A 25,993-nucleotide genomic window follows, 5' to 3' on the forward strand; every position below is an offset into this window, starting at 1 on the left:
AGCCAAACCAACTTTTTACTAATCCCGTACTTTTATATTGTTTGATACATAAAGATGCAGCCTTCGTCATATTTGGGTTTTACGTGTTGCTGTACGAATTTTTCCTGGCTTTGAGGCAGACGGGTAAATCCCATTGTTTTGTAATGCGAAATGAGTTTTTCTTCGGGGAGAGCATAAATGTAAAGCGAATAAACGCCGACATATTTTGCGATTTTGTAAACTAGTGGCATGACGAATGAACGAAAAATATATTTTCCCAAACCTTCGACTTCAGGGTGCTTTTTTTTGTAAAGTACGTTTACGGCGAAATTTGAAAGTTCAATTGCTGGATAAGAATCAAAACTGTCGTTCTTCACTTGAATTGTAATCAAGCCCGTTCTTAACGAAAAATATCCGACGAGTTCACGTGTAACAGTGTCTTTTACTAGATAAGTTCTGGCTAGACCTGTATTTTCGTCGTGTTCAGCTGCTTGTTTTAAGTAGTATTCCAAGCCCTTTCCCTTTTCGTTTGCCTCAAATTCTGCAATCAAATCTATATTCTCGCTTGAATCGTAAAGTTGCTCAACCGAGAGCAAAACTGTGTCTTCAATGGATAGCTCTTCAATCATTGTTCCGCCTCGTGCCATTTTTTGAGCATCTCTCTGTCTTTTTCATGCTCCTTTGTAAGCCATGCCTCAAATTCGGCGCAGTCTTTGTCGAGTTGCGTAAAGTCCGGGCGCGGTGTGTTTTTAATTATGTTCCACGCTTCAGATGCATCGAGCATTTCTTGATATTCTTTCGTGATTACCCGCATAAATGCCTCCCTTCGATAGATTTCACTTTAATTATAATCCTGAGAATTTGTTATTGCAATTGAAGCGGGGTGATAGTCACTTGCTTAAGTTTGATTTATAATAGGGCTTCGTGCCGTTTTTGCGGCGAATAAAAATCCACGGAATTTGTGGAAGATGAAAAAGGAGTACCAAAATGGAAAAGTTACGCATTTTATTGGCTAAAGGAAGAATTTATGAGTCTGTTTATTCACTTTTAAGTGACGTAGGTATTTCCATCCATCTTCCTGACAGAACTTATTTTCCGACGACAAATCAGGACGACTTGGCTTTTCAGGTTGTAAAGCCTCAGATTACGAGCGCGCTTCTTGCAGGAAACAAAGCTGACATCGGTTTTTCTGGTAAGGACTGGGTTTACGAGAACGGCGTTGAGGATAAGGTTGAAGAAATCATGGATTTGGGATTTGACCCGGTTAGAATCGTTGCCGCAATTCCGAATACAGTTGATTATGACGGCCTATTGAAGAATCCTGTTACGATTGCCACTGAATACCAGAATCTTAGCCGCAAGTGGATTAGCGAGAAAAAAATTGACGGGACTATTTTCCGCACCTGGGGAACGAGCGAAGGTTTCGTTCGCGACAGCGAGGATTCTCTTGCGCAGGTTCTTATTGACAACACTTCAACTGGCTCTAGTCTCCGCGCGAACAACCTCAAGATTGTAGACACTCTTATGACGTCTTCAACACGGCTTTACGCTTCAAAAGAGGCTATGAAGAATCCTGAGAAAAAGCAGAAAATCATGGAGCTTAAGATGCTCTTTGAGTCTGTCTTGAACGCACGAAGTCGCGTTATGCTCGAAATGAACGTCGCAAAAGACAAATTCGACGCGCTCATAAAAGGCATTCCGTCTATGAAAAGCCCTACGGTTTCGCCGCTTTTCGGGGATGATGGCTACGCCGTAAAAATCGCCGTAAAAAAGAGCGAGGTTCCGACACTTTTGCCAAAGTTGCAGTCGCTGGGAGCCACGGATATTCTTGAATACGAGCTTCGAAAGGTAATGCTGTAATAAGGGGTGATATAAAGACACCCTGCTGGGACTTCCGCATTATAAACTTACAGGGGTAAAAATCTGATGGGCGTTCGTTGCGGTGTTTCACAAAAATGATGGCTGACCGTAAGCGGTATCCGACTCCCTTCGGTCGCGAACGGTCAGAATCATTTTTGTGTCCCACCTCCACTACCGCCCATCAGATTTTTAGTCTGCTTGTTCATAATGTGTAATCTCTGTCGGGTGCCTTTATTGAACGAGACATAAATCTGTAAATCTGTAAAATAATAGAATTATGTCTTCTATTATTTCTGTTGAAAGAAAACAATTTTACAAATCACTTTTTATAATCGTCGCGCCGATTGCGGTGCAGAACTTACTGTCTTCGTTGGTGAACTCGCTCGATGTGTTCATGCTTGGATTCGTTGGGCAGACAGCAATCGCGTCGGTTTATCTTGCAAATCAGGTTCAGTTCATTCTTAATCTTTTTTACATTGGGCTTGCTTCCGGGCTTACGATGCTCACGTCGCAGTACTGGGGGCGAAAAGACATAAAATCACTTCAAATCCTTACGGGAACGGCTTTGCGGATTTCTTGCAGCGCGGGATTCATCTTTTTTATTGCGACTGCGTTTTTTTCAAAACCGATAATGCATGTTTTTACGAACGATATTTCTCTTATCGAAAATGGTTCTCTTTATCTTAGGACGGTGAGCCTGTCGTATTTTTTTATGGCGATTTCTCAGGTTTATCAGGGAATGCTGAAAAGCGTTGAGCACGTAAAAACTGCCATGACGACCACTGTAATCGCGTTGGCTCTTAACATGGTTCTGAATGCCACGTTTATCTTTGGCTGGTTCGGTTTGCCAAAGCTCGGAATCAAAGGAATTGCCCTTGCCACCGTGATTGCGCGCGGTGTTGAGGTTGTGATTTGCATTTGTGCGGGGCTAAGAATAAAAGACGTGAAGATTACGCCGTCTTGCCTGTTCATGCATAGCAAAATTCTTGCAAGTGATTTCTTTAAGTATTCCCTTCCCGCTCTTGGAAATGAGTTTGTGTGGGGAGCTGCGTTTGCAACGTATTCCGTGATTCTCGGTCATTTGGGCGAGGATATCGTTGCTGCGAATTCCGTTGTGAATGTTGCAAGAAACCTTGCGAGCGTGGTTTGCTTTGGAATGGCTTATGGCGGAGCGATTCTTTTGGGCAAGCAGATGGGCGAAGGAAATCTTGAAAAGGCGAAGAGAAATGCCAACAGGCTTGTTGTGAGCACGATTGTCGCCGGTGTGATTTGCGGCGGAATTATGCTGTGCCTGCGTCCGATTTTGCCGTTCGTTTCCGAGCTGACCGAAACTGCCGAATATTTCCGCAATATTCTTTTGTATATTAATTCTTATTCTCTTATTGGTGCCACGGTAAACACTGTTATAATCTGCGGAGTTTTCCGTGCCGGCGGAGACTCAAAATTCGGATTTTTTATTGATTCGATTTCAATGTGGTGTGTGTCGATTCCGCTGGGCTGTATAGCCGCCTTTGTGTTAAAGCTTCCGCCACTTTGGGTGTATTTCGTTCTTTTCTTGGACGAATTTGAAAAAATGCCATTCGTAATCATTCACTTTTTAAAAGGTAAATGGCTAAAAAACATCACGAGGGAAGTGGCCGACTGATATTTTAGAGAGTCGGTTTTAACTCCGTTTTGGCATGGGTGGAGCTATGCAACGGACTTGTTGGAACAGACTCTATAGATTCTGTATTTCTTCTTCGGTAAGACCTGTAATTTTTGCCACTTGTGCTACTGAAAGACCTAGAGCAAGTGCATTACGTGCTGCTTCGGTCCTACCTTCGACTCTGCCTTCTGCCCTGCCCTGCCGTCGCACATCCATATCGTGGAGATTCCAAGCCATGTACTCGTTTACAAATGATTGTTCAAATTTCTTTGTCTGTACCATATTTGCAATCCTCCTTGTTAAATCTGATTCGGCTTTATTGTTCTTTACGAACGAAAGAAACTCTTTTATTTCTGCATCGTCTTCCTTTTCGTAAGCGGACGCATTAAAGACGATATGATGAGCCTGGTCGTTGAAATCAATTCTTTCGTCTTCTTTGCAGGTTCGCTCAAAGGTGTAAATCGGTAAATCTGCATTAAATGGGTCGTCAAGGCAAATAAATAGGATGTAACTTTCTTTTAACGTAGAATAATCCGAGCCTTTCATAAGACTGTCAATATCGAGCATTGACTGATAATAGCGGGTACGTTTGCCGATATTTGAAATCTTGTATGACTGGCATTCTACGTCAAAAACCCTGTCGCTGTCTGCAACGTACACGTCAAGGCGCACTCCCTTTTTGGTATAAAAAGGTGTGATTGATTTCTGCAGTTCAGGATATTCGACGTGATCGATTTTTATTCGCAAAAGACGTTCAAGAACGCCCTTGCAAATTTCCGCATCCATCATCACTGCACCGAACATAAAATCATCAGAAAATACAAGCTCTTCAACAGGTTTGATTTCGCGTCTCGTTGCTTTCATAAAAATTATTGTACTCTAGATTTTCTGCTTTGTGTAGCGAGCTACTTGCTCTGGCTGAATTTTAAAGTTTGGATAGTGTAGTAATTTATAAATTTGGCGTTATAAAAATTCAGATATTTTGCGCAAAATCTCTAAAATGTCTATAAAATGACAGAAAAATCTGACTTAAAAATATAAAAAATGGTATTTTTATATAATATTTTGAATTATAAGGGGGTCGGTATTAAAAATAAGTTAAATCAATTTTATAAAATCCTATTTTTTAAACAAAAAATGTCTTTTTTTATATGTTAAACCACTTTTTGACTGTTTATATTAGTCTTAATAAAATCGGAATAATTCAAAATACGGGGATTTTGGATTTTAACGAATACAAAAAGGGGTATTTTATGAAAAAAGGTAAAAAGAAACTTTTTCTTGCCGCCCTTTCGCTCTTTGCGACGGGGTTCTTGCTGTTTAATACCGTAGCCTGCTCCAGCGGTAGCGACGACGATGATAATGGTACGGTAAATCCGCAGACACCGGAAAGTTCAGATACTGGACTAATTACAATTACTGCACCTGAAGCAGCTGGAGCTGTAACATTGGTTGCAGATTCTGATACGACAACAAAACTCTACGAAGGAACTTCTGTACAGGAAGCTCTTGAATACCTGATGACAAACAGCTCAACTGGAAGCTATACAATCACAGTTGCTGCAGGTACTTACGAAGAAATGCTCTTCTACACGGGCTCTGCTTCAATCACAATCGAAGGAACTGGCACTGCTCAGTACGGTACAGATGTTTTGATTAGCTATTCAAACTCTGGTAACTCAAACGCGATGGCAACACTCGCTTCTAACCACGGTGTTACAAGCGGATATACACGCGGTGCTACGCGCTTTGATGGAAAATGTAATCTTATTCTCAAAAACGTTACAATCCAGAACTCTTACAGTCGTTCTGCGAATGACGGTTCACAGACACAGGCAGAAGCTCTCGTGTTCTCTTCAACAGGTAACTTGATTGCTTACAATTCTTCTTTCTTGAGCCATCAGGACACCCTCTACCTCGGACAGAAAGGCGGACGCATGTGGTTCTACAAGGACTACATCTCAGGCGATGTTGACTTTATCTGGGGATACATGGATGTAGCCCTCTTTGAGGAATGTTCAATCTACTGCCGTGGCGACGAGGCTACAAAAGCCTACATTTTCGCTTCTCGCTCTATGACAGACGCTGAAGCCAACAAGGGTATCGTCATCTACAACAACAAGATTGAGATTGCGGAAGGCGTGACTGCTTGGTATGGAAGAAACTCTGGTGATGATACTCAGGCTGCTATCCTCAACAACACTATCACAGGCAGCGGAACTCTTAACTCGACTCTCTATCAGACTGCTCCAAAAAGCTATGTTACGGATGTCGCTGGCGACCTCGCCATCGGTTACAAAGATTACAACAACACATTCAACGGCACGGTTGTAGACACTTCAAGCCGCCTTGCATTGACTGGTGCATTGAGCGAGCGCGTAGCAAATCGTGAATACAACGGTCGCTATGCAATCTTGAACCGCGGTTATTCTGAAACTGACGCGCAGTATAAAACTGCTTCTACAATATGGGATATTTCTGCTTACGAAACAGAATTCAATGCAACGGAAGATACTTCCAATACAAACATCTATGTAGACCCGGTCTACGAAAAGAATGTTGTTGGTGGAAACACTGTACAGCTCACTCCTTCAAGCGATGTTGATGGACTTACATACTCATACGCTTCTTCTGACGAGAGCATTGCAACGGTCGATTCAAATGGTCTTGTTACAACTGTTGCTGGAGCTGACGGAACTGCCACAATCACAGTGACTGCTTCAAATGGCTCTACCGACACAATGAGCGTGAAAGTCATTGCCGCTGATGTTCCTGCAACCGCAGTGAATGTGACTCTTGCCGATACAAGCGTTGCAAAGTACGGCGTTACAACTGCCACTATCACATTCGAACCTGCTGACGCTTCAAACCAGAGTTTCACTCTTACAAGCGCAGACTCAAATGTAAAAGTCTTTGATACAGCCACTCAGAAACTTGCCTCAAGCACAACTTTGGAAGCTAACGACGGAACAGCGACTGTTCAGGTTTGGGTCGGCGGAGATGTAACAAACGCAACATTGACTGCAAAATCAGACGCTTACGAAAGCGCGACTGCCGGAACTGCGACTGTTTCTACAACAGCAGGCGCAGTAACTTGGGGCGATACTTGCGCATGGCGCATGGCAACAGACATTCAGAAAGGTACATACGGTATTTATGATGGACTGGTAATTGATTCCTCAAAGGACAGTCCTCTGATTACAGACACTGCTAATACCGGCAAAATGGGCCTTAAGACCAACAGCAAGATTCAGACAAGAAATGTTATCCTCTACATTCCTGTCGAGGGAGCATCTTCTGTCGTAATCAACCTTGTTTCTGGTTCAACTGGCTGTTCATACTATGTTGGAGAAAGTTCTTCAAATACTTTCACTGCAAACTCTGATAACACTGTATTCTCATACGATTATGACGGCGGTACGACAGGAATCGTTCTTGGCTCTGCAATCAGCTTATCGGGAACACTTCAGAAGCAGGCTGGCGAAGGCATTGCTGCAAACGGAAAATACTTGAAAGTTGTTATTGCAAGAACTTCTAGCGATGTCAATATTGCTTCAATCACCGTCCAGAAGACCGGCGAGTTCACAGCGACATGGGATGTGGAAGAGCAGACAGGGGCTAGTGGAACTTACACGCTTTCAGATTCCACAGTGGCAAAGAGTACAGCTCTTGAAGACGGAACATCTTCAGACGGATTTGTAAGCTGGTCAGGACTTACTTCAAACGGTAATGACTACGCATGTACTTCTTCATCTTCTACAGTAAGTGTTGCTGTTTCTGGTGCAAGTATCATTACGCTTACCGGTTGTTATAACGGAACAAACGGTAAGACACTTACAGTAAAAGATTCTTCTGATAATACAATCGTTTCCGGTGTGTACACATCAAGCGACCAGACACTCAGCTTCCTTTACACAGGAGAAGCAACAACGCTTACTCTGTCTTGGAGCGGATCTGCATACATTACTGCTGTCCAGGTAAGTGATGGAACGAGAGCAACGGAAAGTGTTTCTGCTGTCAGTGTTTCAGGTGCTTCCGAAATTGCAGTTGGAGCAACAGCTAACTTTACAGCGACTGTATCAGCCGCTTACATTACAACAGATACGAGTGTTACTTGGTCTTCAAGTGACGAAAATGTAGCAACTGTTGATTCGAACGGTGTTGTAACTGCTGTTTCTGCAGGTAATGCAACTATTACGGCAACCAGCGTATTTGATTCTACCAAGAGCGGAAGTGCAGATGTGACTGTTTCTGCAACGGTATCCGATACTTTTGAAGAAACAACGACGATTTCGTTCGGTTCTAGCGGTAACTACAAAACGCTTTCGAAGCTCGATATTTCTAATGTTACAATTTCAGATAATGGTGGAAATAATAGTCAGGTTAAAAATGGTTATCTTAGTTTCAAAGTAAAATCTGGTGCTGTAATTGATGTGTCAAGCTATAGCGGTTATACAAGCTACACGCTGAGCGACGGAACAACAACTTCTGATACTCAGACAGGTACAAGCTACAGTTTCACTGCAACTAGTGACTGCACAATCACATTGACAGCTGTTAGTACAAACAACTATCTGTATAGCATTACAATTACCTACACAAAGTAATCCAATCTAACCTCTCCCCGCCGTGCGGAGTCAAAAACACGGCATTTTCCCCCGCGACGCGTTCTTGCGCTGCGGGGGATTTTTTTGTGGGTGCGAATGAATTCTGAGAACTCTGATAAAACTTTGACAAAAGGAAGATTTGTGGTAGATTAAAGAAAGAGGAAATCCACGGCACCGTGGCTCGCCTCTTTCGGTTATAGAAGCCTACTCAAAGTTTTGCCGAACCGGGTAGGCTCATTTTTTTGCCTTTTCAAATGCTTATTTGAAGAGGTTCAGTGCTGTAACAATCAAAGTCAAAATCGCAACAATCAACATTGCTTTTTCATACTTAACACGCCTTCGCAGCATAGCTGCTCGGAGACTCTCTAAAAACTTGCCTCGCAAGTTTTTCCGGCTACGCCGTCGCTCCCTACATGCTACGCAGTCCTCCCATTTCATGAAAATGAGAGGCAAGCCACCCTGTGCCGGGATTTCCCCGATGAAGACAGTCTAGCGGATTTTCGGAATGCTTTTCAATGCTGGGAGTCGGCGGTGCGCGGTGTGGGGGATTTTTTTGGTGCTAATACATTCCGCAGCCTCTTTCCTCGCTTATCCATACCCTGTATACCGACCGTAATTGTGTCAGTGGATAGCCAGTAATTGTGTGTGTGGATAATAGGTTCTATTTGTGCTAAACTGTTCTGTATGGAGAGATTTTCTCTGTCCTATAAAAATAGAGATTTAAAATTCGGAGGACATTATGGATTTTTTCTTTCAGAACACTGATTACCTGTATGTTGGAATCGGTATTCTTATTCTTTTTATTTTGATTCTGTTTTTTGTCGGCTATACAAAAGCACCGCCGGATGTTGCGAAAATTATTTCTGGTTTGCGCAAAGTTCCGCGGGTTTTGGCTGGACGTGCGGGGCTTAGAATTCCTTTTCTTGAGCGTGTGGATGAAATCTATCTCGGACAAATTTCCGTTGACATAAAGACCGACACTTATATTCCTACGCAGGATTTTATAAACGTAAAGGTTGATGCAATTGCAAAAGTCCGTGTAAAGTCGGACCATGACGGAATCCAGCTGGCCGCGAAGAACTTTCTGAACAAATCTCCTGAAATGATTGCCGATGAGCTTCAGGACAGTTTGCAGGGAAATATGCGAGAAATCATCGGTACGTTGGATTTAAAGACAATCAACACGGACCGCGACAAGTTCTCTGACCAGGTTATGGCAAATGCCGCGCGCGACATGGAGGCTCTCGGCATCGAAATCCTTTCTTGCAATATTCAGAACGTTGTTGACGAGCATGGTTTGATAAACGACATGGGTATGGACAATACATCCATGATAAAAAAGAATGCCGCCATTGCAAAAGCGACTGCCGAGAAAGAGATTGCGATTGCCCAGGCCGAGGCTGACAAGGCTGCTAACGAGGCGCGTGTTGCTGCCGATGCGGAGATTGCCGAAAAGCAGAACGAACTTGCGATTAAAAAGGCAAATTTAAAGCGTGAGTCAGACACTGCTAAGGCCGTTGCCGATGCAGCTTATGAGATTCAGAAACAGGAGCAGGAGAAGACGATTCTGACTGCCACCGTGAATGCCCAGATTGCCAAGGCCGAGCGCGAGGCGGACTTGAAGAGCAAGGAAGTTACAATCCGCGAGCAGGAACTTCAGGCCACAACGAACAAAGTTGCAGATGCAGAAAAGTATAAGGCCGAAAAGAACGCCGAAGCCGACCTCATAAAAAGACAGAGAAACGCCGAGGCTGACAAATATGAGCAGGAACAGAAGGCTTCTGCGCAGATGAAGCTTGCGGATGCTCATAAATATTCCGCTGAGCAGGAGTCGGCTGCCGTAAAGGCCAAAGCCGAGGCTGAGGCTGCCGGAATTGCCGCAAAGCTCAAGGCGGAGGCGGAAGGTATTGCCGCAAAGGGTAAGGCCGAAGCTGAAGCAATCCGTGCGAAAGGTGAAGCCGAGGCTCTTGCAATGGACAAAAAGGCTGAGGCGTACAAGAAATACAACGGTGCCGCAATGGCCGAGATGATGATAAAAATCATGCCGCAGATGGCCGCTGAGATTGCAAAACCGCTTGGCCAAATCGATAAGATTAATATTTACGGAACTAGCGGCGGTGAAGGCGGAAGCGGTGTTTCGCAGGTTTCGGGCAGTTTTCCTGTAATTATGAAGCAGGTGTTCGACACAATGAGCGAGGCGACTGGAGTTGATTTTTCCGAAATCATGCGGGCAAATACCTACGAGGCAAAAGTGACAAAAAATATCAATCTTTCAAGCCAAAACGGTACCGAGCTTAACGTAAAAACATCTTCCGAGGCTGAAAAAGAGTAGAATTTTGGTCTGTGCAAAACAAAAAACTCGACATTCAGCCTGATGGCAAAAAAATGTGGGGCGCGCTTCATTTGAGGCGTGCCTTTTTTTATCAAAAATTAAAAACCCCTGTCGACGCTTTTTACCCATCTCTTTAGCAAAAAAAATGGTTCTCAATCTTCGAATATAACAAAAATTGTATAAAAATGGAGATTTTGGACATTTTATTCAGAAAGATTCAATTGTATTTTGCTATAGTTCGCTAAATTCTGCTTTAACGATTTTTGCATTTTACGGCCCGATTTTGGATTGGGTTTCGATTTTAATTCTGAAAATCTTGGAAGAGCTTGTAGATTTTCGCTCAAAGGAGTTTTTATGGACACGCATGTAAAGTTTCCTATGCGTCGCAAAATTCGGCTTGCACTCGCCGCATCAATTTTCGTTTGTACTGTTACTACTCTCGTTGTTGCAATGCTTCTTTTTGCTCATAATATTAAAATTTCAACCGTTGATGGACTAAAAAATACTGTTTCTGGCTGGAACACAGAAATTTCACAGAAAGAATCTTTTTTACGTGGCATTGCCCAGAGCATTTCAAATGGCACTTACATGAAAATTGCTATGCTTGAACAGGATTATAATTCTGTTCAGCAGATTCTTGAAGAAGAAAACGTTTATTATTCATTGGATTATCTTACTGTTGTAGGTACTTACGGAAATACGATTGCTGTTGGAAATAAGAATAAGGGCGGAAAAGATATTGGAAACACCCCGATTGTTTCGTATGCTTTGCAGGGGAGCGTTGTTGTAAATTTTGAAACTCCTTCGAGCACAGGAAATCTTTCATTGTTGGTTGCTTCTCCTATCCGAAATCCCGACACGAATATGATTTCTGGGGCACTTGTTGCAGGTTACGATTTGGTTTCTAGAAATACTGCAAATTCTTTAAAAGAACATTACGGTTCTGAATTCACATTGTTCAATCAAGATGTCCGTGCTGACACAACTCTTGCTGATTCAAACGGTTCTTCTTTGGCTGGAACAAAACTTGACGACCGTTCAATTGTTGAAAAGGTTTTGTATCACGGCAATGACTTTTATGGTGAAACGATAATTCACGGAAAAAAATATCTTGCGCTTTACAGTCCGATTGTAGGACTTAGCAACGAAATTAAAGGAATGATTTTTGTCGCAAAGGATATTTCTCTCATCAATATGATTATGTTCAATGCTCTTTCGATTCTTGTTCCGCTTATAACGATTATCACTATTGGAATTTTGATTTTGGCTACGATTTTGATTGGAAAGATGTTGAGACCGATGTACGCCCTTCAAAAGTCATTCGGCAAGATGGCAAAAGGTAATTTGACGGAGAAGATTCAGTCGAAATCGCAGGATGAACTTGGAGCGCTCGTTAAGGAATTCAATATGTTCTCTTCTGAGATTAACAAGACGATTTCCGAGGTAAAAAAAGCGCGTGACAATCTTAAGAGTTCTGGCGACGTGATGAACGGAACTACGGAAAATACAGCGAGCGCAATCACGCAGATTGCTTCGAGCATCGGTTCTATCAAAAAGCAGATTTTGAGCCAGACGGCAAGCGTTTCTCAGACCGTCGGCGCGGTTCAGCAGATTTCAAGCAGCATTACGACTCTCGAAAATATGATTGAAAATCAGACTTCGGGCGTAGAGGAGGCTTCTGCCGCTGTTGAAGAGATGATTGGAAACATCAGCTCTGTAAAAAAATCTGTTGAGCAGATGGCAGATTCATTCAGGAATTTGCAGGTTGATGCGGAGCACGGATTCAGCACGCAGAAAGATGTTAACGACAGAATCCTTTTGATTGAGAATCAGTCGCAGATGCTCCAGGAAGCAAATCAGGCGATTTTGAACATTGCCGCTCAGACAAATCTTCTTGCCATGAACGCCGCGATTGAGGCCGCCCATGCTGGCGAAGCGGGAAAAGGATTTGCGGTTGTTGCGGATGAGATTAGAAAACTTTCGGAAACTTCTTCGGCTCAGTCAAAAACAATTGGCGAACAGCTTTCAAAAATCAAGGATTCTATTAAGGATGTGGTTGAAGCTTCTGATGAATCCAGCGAGGCGTTCGCATCTGTTTCGAACAAAATCAAAGAGACTGATACCCTTGTTTATCAGATTAAAATGGCTATGGATGAGCAGGACGAAGGTTCAAAGCAGATTGGCGAGGCTCTCAAACACATGAACGACAGCACGAGCGAAGTTCGCAATGCGTCAAAAGAGATGACGGAAGGGAATTATCTTATTCTTTCTGAAATCAAGAGCTTGCAGGAAAGCACGCAGAGCATCAGCAGCAACATGGAAGAAGTTTCAATCGGAACTGACCGAATTCAGGACGCTGGTGAATCTTTGAGAATGACTTCTGTTAACGTTCACGACTCAATCCGTGCAATCGGCGAAAAAATCGACGTGTTCACGGTTTAAGCGCGGTACGCCCACTGCAAGTTGCCCCGCCCGACCCAAAGTTGCGAGCGATGCGCGAGCAACGAAACTGCCTCTCAACCTCGGCGCCGTGCTTGTCGCGGCGAGGTTGAGACAGTTGCAAGTGCACCCACCAGAGCGCAAGTTTTGCTTTAGCAAAACTTGCGGGAAACGCACGGGTCAACTTATATTCGTAAAGTCAACTCGTGGCGTTTCTTTTTATTTTACGATGTCTGCAAGTGCCTGTTTCATTCCCTTAGACTGAATGTCAGCTAAGTGACCTGCAACGGCAGCTTCGAGGCCTTCGTATTTTGTCAAATCTTCTTTCCAGAATTCAACGTTGCTCAAAACGCGGTTCGCAATAACTTTTGCGTCTTTTGTTTCTTTGTTGAGGTTAGCGAAGAATTCGAGAACTGGCATTGTGTCCTTGTTCGGGTAAACGCCTTCTTCTCTTTTTGACTCAAGATATTTTGCGCCTTTTTCGTCAGTCTTGATTTCTGTTCCGTTGTAGAATGCGATGAGGGCTGCGATTGAGAATCCGAGCAATTTTGGAACCGAGCCGTTCTTTTTGATTGACTGAGTTACAGACGGCAAACAGCGTGTCCAGTATTTAGCCACAGAGTTCAAAGAGATTTCGATGAGACGGTGTGGGTTGAACGGATTCTGGAAGCGAGTCCAAACGTCCTGTGCGTATTTTTTCAAATCTTCCTGATCGCCGTCGATTGAAGGAACGATTTCGTTGAAGATAACGTCGTGCATGAATTTGTTTGCTGCGGCGTTAGGTTCGTTGAATCCTGAGCCAACTTTCTCGGTGCAAACGATGTCCTGAACGTAGTTTGAGCCAGCCAAGAATGCTGCGAGAACGCTAGAAGTGTGCGCACCGTTCAAAATGCGGACTTTGCGTGTGTGGTAGTAGTCCATGTTCTGAACCCATTTTACCTGCAATCCTGCTTTTACGAGCGGAAGCTCATCTTCGTGGCTCTTTTTAGACTCGATAACCCAGAAGTGGAAAAGCTCTGCGCTGTCGAGGAGTTTGTCCTCGTAGCCGAGTTTTTCGCAGAGATTCTCTGCTTGTGATTTTCCGTTCTCTTCTTTTGCGAGGAGCGGGAAGTATCCTGGAACGATTCGGTCAACGAGACATGAACAAACGTCACAAGCTTCGTCAAACCAGTTGATGAAGTCTGGGCCGAGCTGCCACATTTCTGCGTAGCGGAGAATGTTGATTCGGAGGTTCAAGCCAGCCTGGTCAGAAAGCTCACAAGGAATAAGAATCATACCTTTTGAAAGGTCGCCCTTAAAAGCCTGGAATCTTTTGTACAAGAACGCAGTTACTTTTGCAGGGAAGTTTTTCTGTGGCTTCTGGTCGAGTGTTACTGGAACTCCGTCGATTTCTGAGTCGAATCGGATTCCTGCCTCTGTAGTGTTAGAAACGATGAAGCGCAAATCCGGGCTGGAAGCAAGCGCGATGTATTCGTCGTAGTTTGTGTATGGGTTGATTGAGCGGCTTACCGAGTTGATGCAGCGTGTCTCAACAGTTGGTTTTCCGTCTTTCATACCGCGAAGGACGGTTGTGTACAAATTGTCTTGGGCGTTCATCGCGTCAATCATACCTTTTTCAAGAGGTTGGACGATAACGATGTTTCCGTTAAAACCTGCTTTTTCGTTGGCAATATCAATCTGCCAGTCTACAAATGCGCGCAAGAATCCGCCTTCGCCGAACTGAAGAACTTTCTCTGGGCGCTTTACTGTTTTCATTACTTCTTTTATTGACTTTAAAGCCATGATTTTGAACCTCCAACAGTTCATTTGATTTTCTATATAGTATTTATAAACTCTTATTCAAAGTTTATCTATATTAAAATGGACTGTTTTTTACAAAAAAACGAAATCACTTTATGATGGTTTTAAAAGAGCGTTTAAGGTTGATTCAATTTGTACAAAAAATGACGGACTTGTAAAAAAAACGACATCACTATAATATAAATATGGTGGTTTTTTATGTTTGATTCCCGAAAGAAAATAGGTTTCGTCTTAGCGACAATTCACACAGGTTCATCTCTTCCTCTTTGGCGCAGTCTCGCGAATAAAGTTTATAGAGAAAATGGGACGCTTTTTATTTTTCCTGGCGGAAAATTGAATAAGCAGACTGGTTCGGATTATCTTCGAAATCATATTTATTCTCTTGCCAACAAAAGTAATCTTGACGGCGTAATCAGTTGGGCTTCTTCCATTGGCGGCGGAGACGTTTCCCTGCCAGAGCTGGAGACTTTTCATGAGCAGTTTGCGGAACTTCCTTTTGTTACGCTCGGACAAAAAATCGGAACTCATCCGTACGTAAAATTTGATGCTTATTCAGGAATGAAGGAGCTTGTGCGGCACTTCGTAAAAGTTCATGGGGCAAGGCGAATTGCGTTCGTGCGCGGTCCTGAAAATCATACTTCGGCCGAAGAGCGTTTTAGGGCATATCAGGACGTTATGCGCGAGGAAGGCCTTGATACGGAAGAAAATCAAAAGCTCATAAGCGGCTGCGTAAGCTGGTACTGCGGCGAGCAGGGAATTATTCAGCTTTGCGAGGAACGGGGGCTTGTTCCGGGAAAGGATTTTGACGCACTTATCGCTTCGAGCGACATGATGGCTTTTGCCTGTGAAAAGTGGCTCCGAAAACGTGGCTATCAAATTCCGAAGCATCTTCTCCTCGGCGGATTCAACGACACGGTTGAGAGCCGAATTTCTTCCCCTTCGTACACGACGGTTCACATGCCTGTGGTCGAAATGGGCTTGGAAGCATACGAGCTTCTTCAAAAACGCATGGAATCTCCTGCTGATGAAAAAGGCGAGCAGGCTGATTCTTTTCTTGCGACTTATCCTGTAATCCGCGAGAGTTGCGGTTGCAATAACATAAAGTTATGGAATTCACCTTTAATTTCAAAAGTAAAAATTCAGAATAAGGCTCAGTTTCTTTCTGAAATCGAAAAACTCTTCAACAGCCGTATACGAAAAACTGCCAACTTTGAGGGAATTGTTGATGCTCTTTTTGAAAATGACAAGGCTGAATTTTTCAAACTCATAAAAGCATTCCTTACCGAATATTTTGAGCAGGACGGCGAGCTTTCAAATCTTTTTAATGTAATAAAAGTTTTCCGCTCTTCAAACTGTCTTCCTGTTGAGTATGTTGAGCGCATAATCCGGACTCTGAACATTCTGATTCCGCAGATTCAGGGGCGCGTGGCTTCTAACAAGCAGTACGAAAACAAGCGGATTGGTTCCGTCATCAGTACGCTGAAGACAGAACTTCTTTCTATTCATACTCGCGTTGATTTGATAAAGACACTTCACAACCGTCTTTCGCAGGTTGACATAAACAAAGTTGCGGTCGTTCTTACCGAAGATGAGAATAAATCACGTTATATAGGAGGATTTAATCCTCTTGACGATTTGTATACCGAGGAAGTCCTCTTCCCGCGCGGAATGCTCGTTCCTGATTTTTGCATGAACGAATACGCGCAGGGCGTTTACGTTGTTCAGCCTCTCTTCCTCGAAAACAAGAATCTTGGTTACGTCGTGGCGAATTATACCGACTGCGAGGGAAGCGTTTACGAAGATTTGCGAAACTCAATCGGAAACGCATTGCAGAGTATTCTTCTTTTTGAGCAGATTGAAAAAGAAAAGAAACTTGCGGAACGCGCTGAATTTGAAAAAACAGAATTCTTTGCAAACGTCGGAAGTGACCTTTGCGACCCTTTAAAAGACCTTTCTTCAAAAGTCTCTCAAATGGAAAGCAATATTGAGAATGGAATCCTTGATTCGGATATTCTTGCGGAGCAGCTTTTGTTCCTCCGTTCTCAGATTGAGTCTCAGATTAACAAGACCGAGACGTTGGTTGACCTTACCCGCTCGCAGGTTGACGACCTTCCGATGGACAAAAAGCTTTTTGACATCCGCCAGGTACTTCCTGCAAACATCGCTTCGGATTTTGAGGAGGAACTTCCGCTCCTTTATGGCGACTCTGAGCGAATAAAAAAGTCTCTGCAGATAATTTTCACTTTTGGCGGAAAGAACGTTTCAATAAAAGCCGACCTGTACGGAATCAATATTCATCTTAATATTCCGGTGAATGAATGGCAGAAACCGGAAATGCTTCTTGCGGAAAAAATTATTCTCTTGCAGTACGGCGAAATCAACCGAAATGACGAATATGTTTCTATTTTGATTCCGTGGCCGAATCTTGCGGGCCAGCCGCCGCTAAAAAACAAGATTGACGACAAGCAGATTTATTCTCTGTCCGGAAAAGAAAAATATGACAGCCTGTTCAATGTGCCTCTTGTCTCGTCAGAGATTCTTCCGGAAAACTCGAAGACTACGAGCGTGCTTTTCTGGATGCCGGACGACGCGCCTATTGATGAATGGGTAAAAGTCTACGGAATGCGCCGAAATGACGAATTGTTCAAGGCTCCGCTTTTGTGCTACAGCCATAACATGATTGGGCATAATTTTATGGAGATGCTCGAACAGAAAATCCGTGCGCAAAAAGTTGCGCCGGTGCTCTTTGTTAATGCCAAGCACACTCATTACGGAACGTGGGCTACGGATTCAAACAGCGTGAGCATTCCGTCAATGCAGGAGTTCGAGAAGATTTTGACGGAGATTACTCCGTCGCTGATTGTTTTTGAGAAAATTGACGAGGAAACAATCAAAAAAATCAGGCAAAATCAAAAAACTGTTCTTGTGCCGATTATCGTTCTGCCGGATATCATTACGTCTGCCGAAGAAGTTGATATGCTGTGCTCGCATCCGAGAATAATTCTTTGTAATCGTGGGGCCGCTGAATCGGAACAGTTCAACAAGCGAATTCATGAGATTCTTTCTGGCGAGGAAATCCTTCCGCCGCACACGGGAACTTTGGTAAAAAGAGCTATTCTTTATCTGAATACTCATGCCTCTCAGCAGATTGTGCGCTGGAAGCTTGCTGATTCAGTTCATGTGAGCGAGGATTATCTTACAAGAATCTTCCATAAAGAGATTGGATTGAGTTTGTGGGAGTATCTGAACCGATATCGTATTTATCTTGCGACAAAAATGTTGCTGGAGACAAACGATACTATTTATGAGATTGCCGAAAACTCAGGTTTTCAGGATCAGGCATATTTTTGCCGCGTATTTAAGAAAATCTATGGTGTTCCGCCGGGAAAGATACGCAGTAAGTAATTTTTGCAAGTACGGTTTTATCCAATAAGATACAAGTATTTTTTTAGCACAAAACGCTAAGATAAGTAAATTGAGGTTAGATATGAACGCACAAGAAACATCTGTTCTGAAAGCTCCTAAAAAGGATCTTTGGAAAGAAATTAAAAGTCATTTTTCTGTTTATGCGCTGCTCATCATTCCTGTTGTGTACTATGCTATCTTGAAGTATGGTCCAATCGTAAATGGTCAGATCGCATTTAAAGACTACCAGTCATTGGCTGGAGTTTGGGGAAGCAAATGGATTGGATTTGCGAACTTCGTAGATTTTTTCAAATCATTCTATTTTGCTGAATTGTTAAGAAATACAATTGGTTACAGTTTGGCTAAACTTTGTATTTCTGTTCCGCTCTCTATCATTCTTTCTGTTTGTTTGTACGAGTGTACACACAACATTTTGAGAAGAGTTGTTCAGACTCTCGCATATCTCCCACACTTCTTGTCATGGGTTATTATGTACGGTATTTTGCTTGTTCTCCTTTCACCAGGCGAAGGTATCGTAAATGATTTGATTAAATTCTGCGGTGGCGAGCCGATTGACTTCCTTACAAACAAAGATACTTTCCCTGCAATCGTTATTATTTCTGATGCATGGAAGGAAATGGGTTGGGCGGCAATCATCTTTATCGCTGCTTTGATGGGAATTGACCCTTCGTTGTTCGAGGCTGCGATGGTAGAAGGTGCTTCTGCTGTTCAGCGTGTATGGTATATCACGCTTCCTTCTATTAAACCTGTAATCGTAACTGTAGTTCTTCTTAAGCTCGGTACAATCCTTGATGCAGGTTTCAACCAGATGTTCATGTTGTATTCAGTTCCTGTATATTCTGTCGGTGATATTATCGATACTTGGGTTTATCGTCAGGGTCTTCTTGAATTCAAGTTCGCTTTGGCATCAGCTGTAGGTATTTTCAAAGGTATCATCGGTATGCTTTTGGTAATGATTTCTAACGCAGTTGTTAAGAAGATTGCAGAAACATCGCTTTTGTAATAAATAGGGGAAAAATATGGATAAACCAAAGACAGTCAAATTAACAGCTGGAGATAGAACTTTCTACGTTGTTGTTAATGCATTCCTTATTTTCATTGGTGTTGTTATTGCGATTCCAATGATTAGTACGATTACTCAGTCTGTAACTCCTAACGGTTACTTGGGAAACACATTCGAAAAATTCGTTCTTGCTCCTTGGAAATGGGACGGTTCTGCATATAGAGCTTTGTTGGGAAACAACGGATTTATTCTTGCTTTCTGGAACTCAATCAAAATTATGGTATTCGGTGTTTTGACAGCTTTGTCTTTGACGGTTCCGATGGCATATTGTATGTCTGTACCTGATTTGCCAGGAAAAAAGATTCTTAACTATTTCGTTTTGATTCCTTACGTATTCAATATTGGTACAATCCCTACATACTTAGTTGTTACAGGATTGCACCTTACAAACCACATTGCCGCTATCTTCATTCCTGGGGCAATTGGTACATACAACTGTTTGATTATGCGTGGATTCTTTGAGGGTATTCCTGAATCATTGAAAGAGTCTGCACGAATTGACGGTGCTGCTGAGTGGTACGTTCTTCTTTCTATCATTCTTCCGTTGTCTAAGCCAATCATTATGACAATCGGTTTGTACTATGCCGTAAACTTCTGGAACGACTTCATGCACGCTTTGCTCTACTTAACAAACGATAAATTGAATCCTCTTCCAATCCTTCTTCGTAACATCCTTATGGGTGCGAACATGGGTGAGAACGTAGATGTTAACGCGTTCGGCGATGCATCTGTAGCCGCAATCAAAGCTGCTTCTGTATTTATGTCTGCAATTCCTATGATGTTTGCTTATCCGTTCATCCAGAAGTACTTTACAAAGGGTACAATGCTCGGTTCTGTAAAGGGCTAAAAATTAAATTAAAAAAGTTCGTTACTAAGGCAATTGAACTGTGTTGTTTTAGTAACTTTACTGCTGTCGCTTTTGCGGCAGCATAAATTAGAAACTTTTCATTCTTATTTTTCATTTTAAGGAGGAAAAAAAATGAAAAAAGTGCTTAAAACTCTTGGAGTTGCAGCGTTGTCTCTCGCTGTTGCTGCTCCAGCTTTAGCAGCTACTGATGTAGAGCTTTGGTACGGTGCTGCCGTAACAGAAGCTGGTCCACTCCCAGACAACTGGGTTGGTTACAACATTATCAAACAGAAATGTGATGTAAATTTGAAAGCTACTGCTCTCCCTTCTGCTGAAGGTGACCAGAACACAAAAATCAACGCCGCAGGTGCAGCTAATAAACTTCCTGATATCTTCATGGTTTCTTCAGCTGTATTTGACAACCTTGTAAAACAGAAGTTGCTTGCTGAAGTTGATGATATGTACAAAATGATGCCTAACCGCACAAAGACTTTGTACTCAAAAGATGCTATCGCATTCACAACAGTTGGAAAACATTCATACGGTTTGGCTCAGCCAGGTTCAGTAATCAAAAACGAGGGTGTTCTTATCCGAACAGACTGGTTGAAGAAAGTTGGAAAACAGGTTCCAACAACTACAGCTGAGTTCCTCGATGTAATGAAAGCTTTCACAAACAATGACCCAGACGGAAACGGAAAGGCTGATACATACGGATACGGTGGATACCTTGAAACATCTGCTCCAAACGAAGGTCTCGGACGCCGCTTTGACCCAATCTTCGGTGCATTTGGTGTAGCTGGAACTTGGAACCTCTCTTCTGCTAAGACTGCTGGTCTTAACATCCACAAACCAGAGTACTTTGAAGCAATGCAGTATATGAAGAGCATTGTTGATGCAAAAGTAATCGATCCAAACTGGCTCTCATACAAGAAAGATGACTTCCGTGGTGCTTGGAAACAGGGACGCTTCGGAATTATGCGTGAACAGAATGCAGCTTATGCTTCTGAGTCTAACTATGCTCCATTTGACAAGAACTTCCCTAACGGAAGCTGGCAGGTAATTGCACCACCGAAGGGACCAAAAGGATTGTCTTCAGCTGGTACATACTCACAGGCTTATCGTATTTACTGTGTAGCTAAAAAATCTGCTTCTAAGAAAGCAGCTATCGCTAAACTCCTTGAATGGATGTCTTCTGAGGAAGGATACTACCTCCTCGGATGGGGACAGAAGAACGTTAACTACGTTTTGAACGCACAGGGTGTTCCAACTGTAGAAGGTCTTGCTGATCCATCAAAGGGATTCTCTAAATCAGAGAACCAGCCACTCACACAGCTCCGCAACATGGTATACTACAACAGCAACATTGAGTTGGCTGCTCGCTACCCAACATACAAGACTGCAGTATCTGGAAAAACAATGTCTGCTCTTACAACTCTTCGCGAGATGCAGAAATACAACTGGACTTATGCTCCTGGACAGGACAAAATGCCAAAACCAACAACTGACGTTGAGCGTTTGTACAACCAGGGTGTAACAGAGTTCATGACTGGAACACGCAAACTTGACAAAGCTAACTGGCAGAAATTCATTAAAGAATTCGATGCACAGGGTGGTGCTCAGTGGGAGAAAGACGGTATCGCATTTGCAAAAGCAAATCGCTTGGTACGCTAGTCTGCTTTAACTGACTGATATGGGCCTGACTTTACGTCAGGCCTTTTTTTTGCTATTTTTAAAGTTCGATTTTAAAGGTGTCTTGAGATGCCTGATATTACATTGTTTTGATGAAGGAACATGCTATGAAAAACAAATTCACAAATGAATTGGCTGTGTGCGGAATTGCGGCCGTATCTGCATTGGTAAAGAAAAGTTCAAATAAAATCCGCAGATTTTATTATACTGACGAACGGAAGAAAGCTTTTTCGGGATTGTTCAAGGAGCTTGCGAGCCGAAAAGTGCCTTATAACATGGTTGAATCTGAGGAACTTGAGAAACTCAGTGGAACCGTGCATCATCAGGGGGTTGTGGCGATGATAGAACAGCCTGAAATTCCGCCACTTACGACTGACATTACCGATGAATGGCTCCATACGCATCAGTCGGCACTTTTGCTCGACAGAGTTGGCAACGCAAACAATCTGGGGGCGATTGTGCGAAGCGCGGCTTTTTTTGGCTTTAAAAATATCATTATTCCGCTGGACGAGGCTCAGAGTTCGATTACGACCAGCTCGTACCGCGTTGCCCAGGGCGGAATGGAATATGTGAACGTTTATTCAATAAAATCAATCACAAAATTGCTCACTTCTATGAAAGGCAAAATGAAACGTTTTGGAACTGCTGTTGATGCTAAAACACCTGTGAGCGACATCGAAAAACTCAGCGACAAAAAGCCTGTTTTAATCATTCTCGGAAACGAGGAACATGGAATTTCCCGCGAGGTAAAAGAGAATTGTGATGAACTTATTATTATTCCTTTTGGAGGCGAAGAACAGGAAATTGAAAGTCTGAATGTCGCGCAGGCTGCTTCGATTGTTCTTTACGAATGTAGAAAATTGACAGTTTAAAATAAAAAAGGCTGCTTCCAATTAAGAAAGCAGCCTTTTTGTTAAAATCTATTTATTTGTTGTGAGCTTCTTTTGATTCGAGTACGATTCCTGCGAGGGCAACGAGCCAACCAATCAGAACGAAATATCCGCCGACTGAGAAGTAGCCGAAGATTGGTGTTACGTGGAGCGTCATTGGAATTGTGATTGCGGAAGCGATTCCGAAACATGTTCCGAGTGCCCATACAATGATATCTACAACATAAGTGTTGCAAACGAAGAAAACGATAAGGCCTGCGAGTGTTGCCAACCACATGAGAACGATGAAAGTTGCGTTGTAAGCAGTATTGATTTCATCACCGTCTTCAGATGTTATTGTATAATTATTGAAGAAAGTTGCTGCTGTAAAAATGTTTTTGAGCTGGCTTTTCTGAGCTGCGCTATCGGCTGGAGCTTCATCTGTGCCGCCTGCTGCTTCTGCAGTTGATTCCTCTGTAGCTGCAAATGGGTTTACATCAGCATTTGGTTCTTCGGCACCTGCGAACGGATTTGCATCTGCATTTGACTCGTCAGCAGCTGCGAATGGATTTACATCGGCATTAGCTTCGTCTGCTCCTTCAAAAGGGTTTGCGTCTGAAGAAAGTGTGTCACCAGAAACAGTGTCGTCTGCGAGGTCGAGTCCGCTAAGGAAGTCCAATTCTCCTTCGTCCTCAGTTGATTCTATTTCGGCTTTTGGAGTTACATAAAAAGTTGGAATTACAAATCCAATAAATGCAACTGCCATACCGATTGCAAACAGCATACGTGAGAATGATCTGTTTTTTAGATTTGATAGTGCGCTCATTAAAAATACTCCTTAATAGAAAAAAACAATATCAACATTATATAACTTTGTTCGGTATTGTCCACAAACAAAAATTGCACACTTTTTGACATATTCAATCCTTTTTGCTCTGAATTTTACAAATTTTCGCTATTTGTATTTTGGTCCGTTTATATTCCATTCGAGTTGTGATTTACGCTATACTCTTGAATTATGGGTACGATTTACGAAAAAGCACTTGAAAAACATGCTGAATGGACAGGCAAAATTTCAACGGAATTGAAAATGCCTCTTGAAACACGGGACGACCTCTCGCTCGCTTATACGCCGGGCGTTGCTGAACCTTGCCGTCAGATTCACAAGAACCCGGACGATGTTTACAAATACACTTGGAAGGGAAACACGATTGCGGTCGTTTCGGACGGAACAGCTGTTTTGGGGCTTGGAGACATTGGCCCTGCGGCGGGACTTCCTGTAATGGAAGGAAAGTGCGTTCTTTTTAAACGGTTCGCAGGTCTTGATGCGGTTCCTCTATGCATTGACACGAAAGATCCTCAGAAAATCATAGAATTCTGCAAGCAGATTGCCCCGACTTTTGGCGGAATCAATCTGGAAGACATTTCTGCCCCAAGATGCGTGGAAATTGAGCGCACGCTCATCAAAGAGTTGGACATTCCTGTTTTCCATGATGACCAGCACGGAACGGCGATTGTTGTTACCGCGGCAATTATTAATGCGCTCAAAGTTGCAGGAAAGCGACCTGAGGACTGTACGCTGGTAGTTTCTGGAACAGGCGCGGCTGGTTCTTCGATAATTCGTATGCTGCACAAGTTCGGAATCGGAAAAATCTACGGATTCAACATCAACGGAATCGTGATAAAAGATGATTATGAAAAATACGACTTTTTGACAAAGGAACTCACCGAAATCACGAATCCTGACAACAAGCGAATGACTTTGAAGGAAGCCATGGTGGGTGCGGACATTTTTGTTGGCGTTTCTGCACCGAATCTCGTTAGCGAGGAAATGGTAAAATCAATGGCACCAAAGTCGATTCTTTTTGCAATGGCGAACCCGGAGCCAGAAATCACTTACGAAAAGGCAAAGGCGGCTGGCGCGTATATTATTGGCACCGGTCGGTCTGACTATCCGAACCAGATAAACAACATCCTTGCGTTCCCTGGACTTTTTAGAGGCGCTTTGGACTGTCGTGCGAGCAAAATCACTGAGGAAATGAAGATTGCGGCTGCAAAAGGCCTTGCATCTCTCGTTTCGGCTGAGGAACTTTCGCCTGACATGATTATTCCTTCGGCATTTGACGAGCGCGTTGCGAAAGTCGTTGCAAAAGCTGTTGCGGATGAGGCTCGTCGGTCGGGACTTGCAAGAATTTAAAAATTCGGAATGACGATTTTAAATATGGGCATCTCTAAAAATTGAAGTTTTTAGAGGTTCCCGCATAAGAAGGAAAAATATGAAAGTAGCATTGATTTACGGCGGAAAATCTGGCGAGCATGAAATTTCGCTGGTTTCTGCGGCGGCAGTTGCCCGAAACATTGATTCATCAAACGAAATTGTTTTGATTGCGATTACAAAAAGCGGAAAATGGTATCTTCAGGATTCTGGCGAGCTTTTGAGAATCAAAAATGATGAGAAGGCTCACTTTGAGATTAAGGAAGATGCGTCTAAAGAGGTTTGCGTGGTTCCTGCAGGCGGCACGGAGCGCACTTTTAAGGTTGGAAACGAGACTTTGGGCGTTGACGTTGTGTTTCCGGTTCTGCACGGAACTTATGGCGAGGACGGAACGATTCAGGGACTTTTTGAGATGGTCGATGTTCCTTATGTTGGCTGCTCTACCCTTGCAAGCGCAATTACGATGGACAAAGAAAAGACAAAGGCTGCTCTCGCTCAGGCGGGCATTCCTGTAGTTCCTGGAATTTGCGTTCGCCGTTCGGATTTGGCAGATTCAAATCGATACGACGAGATTCTTGAGGAGGCTCAGGAAAAACTCGGATTCCCGATGTTCGTAAAACCGTGTTCGGCTGGTTCTAGCGACGGTGCGACTCGTGCCGCTGATTTGAGGCACTTGAACGGTGCGATTATTGAGGCGTTCAAATGGGACGACAAGATTTTGATTGAGAAGGCGATTAACGCTCGCGAAATTGAGTGTTCCGTAACCGGAAATCCTACGACTTACGACGGCAAAAATGATTTTGAAAAGCTTACCGCCTATGGTCCGGGAGAAATTGCTCCAAAGCACGAATTCTACGATTACGACGCTAAATACAACGACCCAGACGGCGCGGATCTTTTGATTCCTGCGGCTTTGCCGGAAGACAAACTTGAAGGCGTTCGCGTGCTTGCAAAGAAAGCTTTTGCGGCGTTGGATTTGTGCGGATTGAGCCGAGTTGACTTTTTTATCGATAAAGACGACGGCTACATCTACCTGAACGAAATCAACACGATGCCGGGATTTACCTCAATAAGCATGTTCCCTAAAATGTGCGGAAAATTCGGCCTGGATTTTACTTCTCTCACAACGCTTTTAATGAACGAAGCCGTTGCGCGTTTTAAGGCGACAAGAAATTTGCAGACTTCGAGATAAATTCTATTGAAGAAGAAATGAAAATTCTGT

17 protein-coding genes are annotated in these 25,993 nt (G+C 43.2%); 12 read left to right on the forward strand and 5 right to left on the reverse strand.

Features of this window, described 5'->3' with window-relative positions:
• Positions 1 to 32: 32 nt before the first annotated feature.
• Both JI65_RS04710 and JI65_RS04715 read right to left on the reverse strand, forming a co-directional pair.
• Positions 33 to 608: a hypothetical protein gene (locus JI65_RS04710; protein WP_197971900.1), complete on the reverse strand. Its 576-nt coding sequence runs from the start codon at positions 606 to 608 to the stop codon at positions 33 to 35.
• Complete coding sequence (locus JI65_RS04715) at positions 605 to 793, reverse strand: hypothetical protein (protein ID WP_191014231.1); 189 nt, start codon at positions 791 to 793, stop codon at positions 605 to 607. The genes JI65_RS04710 and JI65_RS04715 overlap by 4 nt, the downstream gene beginning before the upstream one ends.
• A gap of 173 nt (positions 794 to 966) precedes the next feature.
• On the opposite strand from JI65_RS04715, the gene hisG reads away from it, so the two are divergent.
• Complete coding sequence (gene hisG, locus JI65_RS04720; RefSeq protein ID WP_191014232.1) at positions 967 to 1,839, forward strand: ATP phosphoribosyltransferase; 873 nt, start codon at positions 967 to 969, stop codon at positions 1,837 to 1,839.
• 277 nt (positions 1,840 to 2,116) lie between these two features.
• The gene (locus JI65_RS04725; protein WP_191014233.1) at positions 2,117 to 3,484 is read left to right on the forward strand and encodes an MATE family efflux transporter; all 1,368 of its coding nucleotides are present in this window, start codon (positions 2,117 to 2,119) and stop codon (positions 3,482 to 3,484) included.
• A gap of 72 nt (positions 3,485 to 3,556) precedes the next feature.
• Here the strand turns inward: JI65_RS04725 and JI65_RS04730 are convergent, their stop codons facing one another.
• The gene (locus JI65_RS04730; protein WP_191014234.1) at positions 3,557 to 4,348 is read right to left on the reverse strand and encodes an Rpn family recombination-promoting nuclease/putative transposase; all 792 of its coding nucleotides are present in this window, start codon (positions 4,346 to 4,348) and stop codon (positions 3,557 to 3,559) included.
• A gap of 389 nt (positions 4,349 to 4,737) precedes the next feature.
• On the opposite strand from JI65_RS04730, the gene JI65_RS04735 reads away from it, so the two are divergent.
• The 3 genes from JI65_RS04735 (at position 4,738) to JI65_RS04745 (ending at position 12,865) form a co-directional block, all read left to right on the forward strand.
• Positions 4,738 to 8,091, forward strand: a complete 3,354-nt coding sequence (locus JI65_RS04735; protein WP_191014235.1) for an Ig-like domain-containing protein — start codon at positions 4,738 to 4,740, stop codon at positions 8,089 to 8,091.
• A gap of 739 nt (positions 8,092 to 8,830) precedes the next feature.
• On the forward strand, positions 8,831 to 10,423 hold the full coding sequence (locus JI65_RS04740; protein ID WP_191014236.1) for a flotillin family protein: 1,593 nt from the start codon (positions 8,831 to 8,833) through the stop codon (positions 10,421 to 10,423).
• Between the two features lie 354 nt (positions 10,424 to 10,777).
• Positions 10,778 to 12,865 (forward strand): methyl-accepting chemotaxis protein, encoded by a 2,088-nt coding sequence (locus tag JI65_RS04745; RefSeq protein WP_191014237.1) that lies wholly within the window; start codon positions 10,778 to 10,780, stop codon positions 12,863 to 12,865.
• 216 nt (positions 12,866 to 13,081) lie between these two features.
• On the opposite strand, the gene JI65_RS04750 is transcribed toward JI65_RS04745, so the two are convergent.
• A complete protein-coding gene (locus JI65_RS04750; RefSeq protein ID WP_191014238.1) occupies positions 13,082 to 14,644 on the reverse strand; it encodes a tagaturonate reductase in 1,563 nt (520 codons plus the stop codon).
• Positions 14,645 to 14,860: 216 nt separating this feature from the next.
• Here JI65_RS04750 and JI65_RS04755 point away from each other — a divergent pair, with 216 nt between their 5' ends.
• The 5 genes from JI65_RS04755 (at position 14,861) to JI65_RS04775 (ending at position 22,559) form a co-directional block, all read left to right on the forward strand.
• Entirely contained in the window at positions 14,861 to 18,067 is a 3,207-nt protein-coding gene (locus tag JI65_RS04755; protein ID WP_191014239.1) for a substrate-binding domain-containing protein, read from the forward strand.
• An 82-nt stretch (positions 18,068 to 18,149) separates the two neighbouring features.
• Positions 18,150 to 19,091: an ABC transporter permease gene (locus JI65_RS04760; RefSeq protein ID WP_191014240.1), complete on the forward strand. Its 942-nt coding sequence runs from the start codon at positions 18,150 to 18,152 to the stop codon at positions 19,089 to 19,091.
• A gap of 16 nt (positions 19,092 to 19,107) precedes the next feature.
• Positions 19,108 to 19,998: a carbohydrate ABC transporter permease gene (locus JI65_RS04765; protein WP_191014241.1), complete on the forward strand. Its 891-nt coding sequence runs from the start codon at positions 19,108 to 19,110 to the stop codon at positions 19,996 to 19,998.
• Positions 19,999 to 20,130: 132 nt separating this feature from the next.
• The gene (locus JI65_RS04770; protein WP_191014242.1) at positions 20,131 to 21,669 is read left to right on the forward strand and encodes an extracellular solute-binding protein; all 1,539 of its coding nucleotides are present in this window, start codon (positions 20,131 to 20,133) and stop codon (positions 21,667 to 21,669) included.
• A gap of 125 nt (positions 21,670 to 21,794) precedes the next feature.
• The gene (locus JI65_RS04775) at positions 21,795 to 22,559 is read left to right on the forward strand and encodes a TrmH family RNA methyltransferase (protein ID WP_191014243.1); all 765 of its coding nucleotides are present in this window, start codon (positions 21,795 to 21,797) and stop codon (positions 22,557 to 22,559) included.
• 52 nt (positions 22,560 to 22,611) lie between these two features.
• Here JI65_RS04775 and JI65_RS04780 read toward each other — a convergent pair whose 3' ends face one another.
• Positions 22,612 to 23,382, reverse strand: coding sequence for a hypothetical protein (locus JI65_RS04780; RefSeq protein ID WP_191014244.1), 771 nt, complete (start codon positions 23,380 to 23,382; stop codon positions 22,612 to 22,614).
• Between the two features lie 192 nt (positions 23,383 to 23,574).
• Between JI65_RS04780 and JI65_RS04785 the strand changes: the two genes are divergently transcribed.
• Together JI65_RS04785 and JI65_RS04790 are read left to right on the forward strand one after the other, a co-directional pair.
• On the forward strand, positions 23,575 to 24,753 hold the full coding sequence (locus JI65_RS04785; RefSeq protein WP_191014245.1) for an NAD(P)-dependent malic enzyme: 1,179 nt from the start codon (positions 23,575 to 23,577) through the stop codon (positions 24,751 to 24,753).
• 79 nt (positions 24,754 to 24,832) lie between these two features.
• The gene (locus tag JI65_RS04790; RefSeq protein ID WP_191014246.1) at positions 24,833 to 25,963 is read left to right on the forward strand and encodes a D-alanine--D-alanine ligase family protein; all 1,131 of its coding nucleotides are present in this window, start codon (positions 24,833 to 24,835) and stop codon (positions 25,961 to 25,963) included.
• The last annotated feature ends 30 nt before the right edge of the window (positions 25,964 to 25,993 follow it).

Source organism: Treponema zioleckii, from assembly GCF_014737315.1.
Taxonomy (GTDB): Bacteria; Spirochaetota; Spirochaetia; order Treponematales; family Treponemataceae; genus Treponema_D; species Treponema_D zioleckii.

Excerpts from the sequence above, each read along its gene's own strand:
- JI65_RS04755 (WP_191014239.1), top strand. The coding sequence starts at position 14,861 with ATGTTTGATTCCCGAAAGAAAATAGGTTTCGTCTTAGCGACAATTCAC.
- JI65_RS04775 (WP_191014243.1), top strand. The coding sequence starts at position 21,795 with ATGAAAAACAAATTCACAAATGAATTGGCTGTGTGCGGAATTGCGGCC.
- hisG (WP_191014232.1), top strand. The coding sequence starts at position 967 with ATGGAAAAGTTACGCATTTTATTGGCTAAAGGAAGAATTTATGAGTCT.
- JI65_RS04735 (WP_191014235.1), top strand. The coding sequence starts at position 4,738 with ATGAAAAAAGGTAAAAAGAAACTTTTTCTTGCCGCCCTTTCGCTCTTT.
- JI65_RS04765 (WP_191014241.1), top strand. The coding sequence starts at position 19,108 with ATGGATAAACCAAAGACAGTCAAATTAACAGCTGGAGATAGAACTTTC.
- JI65_RS04725 (WP_191014233.1), top strand. The coding sequence starts at position 2,117 with ATGTCTTCTATTATTTCTGTTGAAAGAAAACAATTTTACAAATCACTT.
- JI65_RS04770 (WP_191014242.1), top strand. The coding sequence starts at position 20,131 with ATGAAAAAAGTGCTTAAAACTCTTGGAGTTGCAGCGTTGTCTCTCGCT.
- JI65_RS04760 (WP_191014240.1), top strand. The coding sequence starts at position 18,150 with ATGAACGCACAAGAAACATCTGTTCTGAAAGCTCCTAAAAAGGATCTT.
- JI65_RS04715 (WP_191014231.1), bottom strand. The coding sequence starts at position 793 with ATGCGGGTAATCACGAAAGAATATCAAGAAATGCTCGATGCATCTGAA.
- JI65_RS04785 (WP_191014245.1), top strand. The coding sequence starts at position 23,575 with ATGGGTACGATTTACGAAAAAGCACTTGAAAAACATGCTGAATGGACA.
- JI65_RS04740 (WP_191014236.1), top strand. The coding sequence starts at position 8,831 with ATGGATTTTTTCTTTCAGAACACTGATTACCTGTATGTTGGAATCGGT.
- JI65_RS04745 (WP_191014237.1), top strand. The coding sequence starts at position 10,778 with ATGGACACGCATGTAAAGTTTCCTATGCGTCGCAAAATTCGGCTTGCA.
- JI65_RS04780 (WP_191014244.1), bottom strand. The coding sequence starts at position 23,382 with ATGAGCGCACTATCAAATCTAAAAAACAGATCATTCTCACGTATGCTG.
- JI65_RS04790 (WP_191014246.1), top strand. The coding sequence starts at position 24,833 with ATGAAAGTAGCATTGATTTACGGCGGAAAATCTGGCGAGCATGAAATT.
- JI65_RS04750 (WP_191014238.1), bottom strand. The coding sequence starts at position 14,644 with ATGGCTTTAAAGTCAATAAAAGAAGTAATGAAAACAGTAAAGCGCCCA.
- JI65_RS04730 (WP_191014234.1), bottom strand. The coding sequence starts at position 4,348 with ATGAAAGCAACGAGACGCGAAATCAAACCTGTTGAAGAGCTTGTATTT.
- JI65_RS04710 (WP_197971900.1), bottom strand. The coding sequence starts at position 608 with ATGATTGAAGAGCTATCCATTGAAGACACAGTTTTGCTCTCGGTTGAG.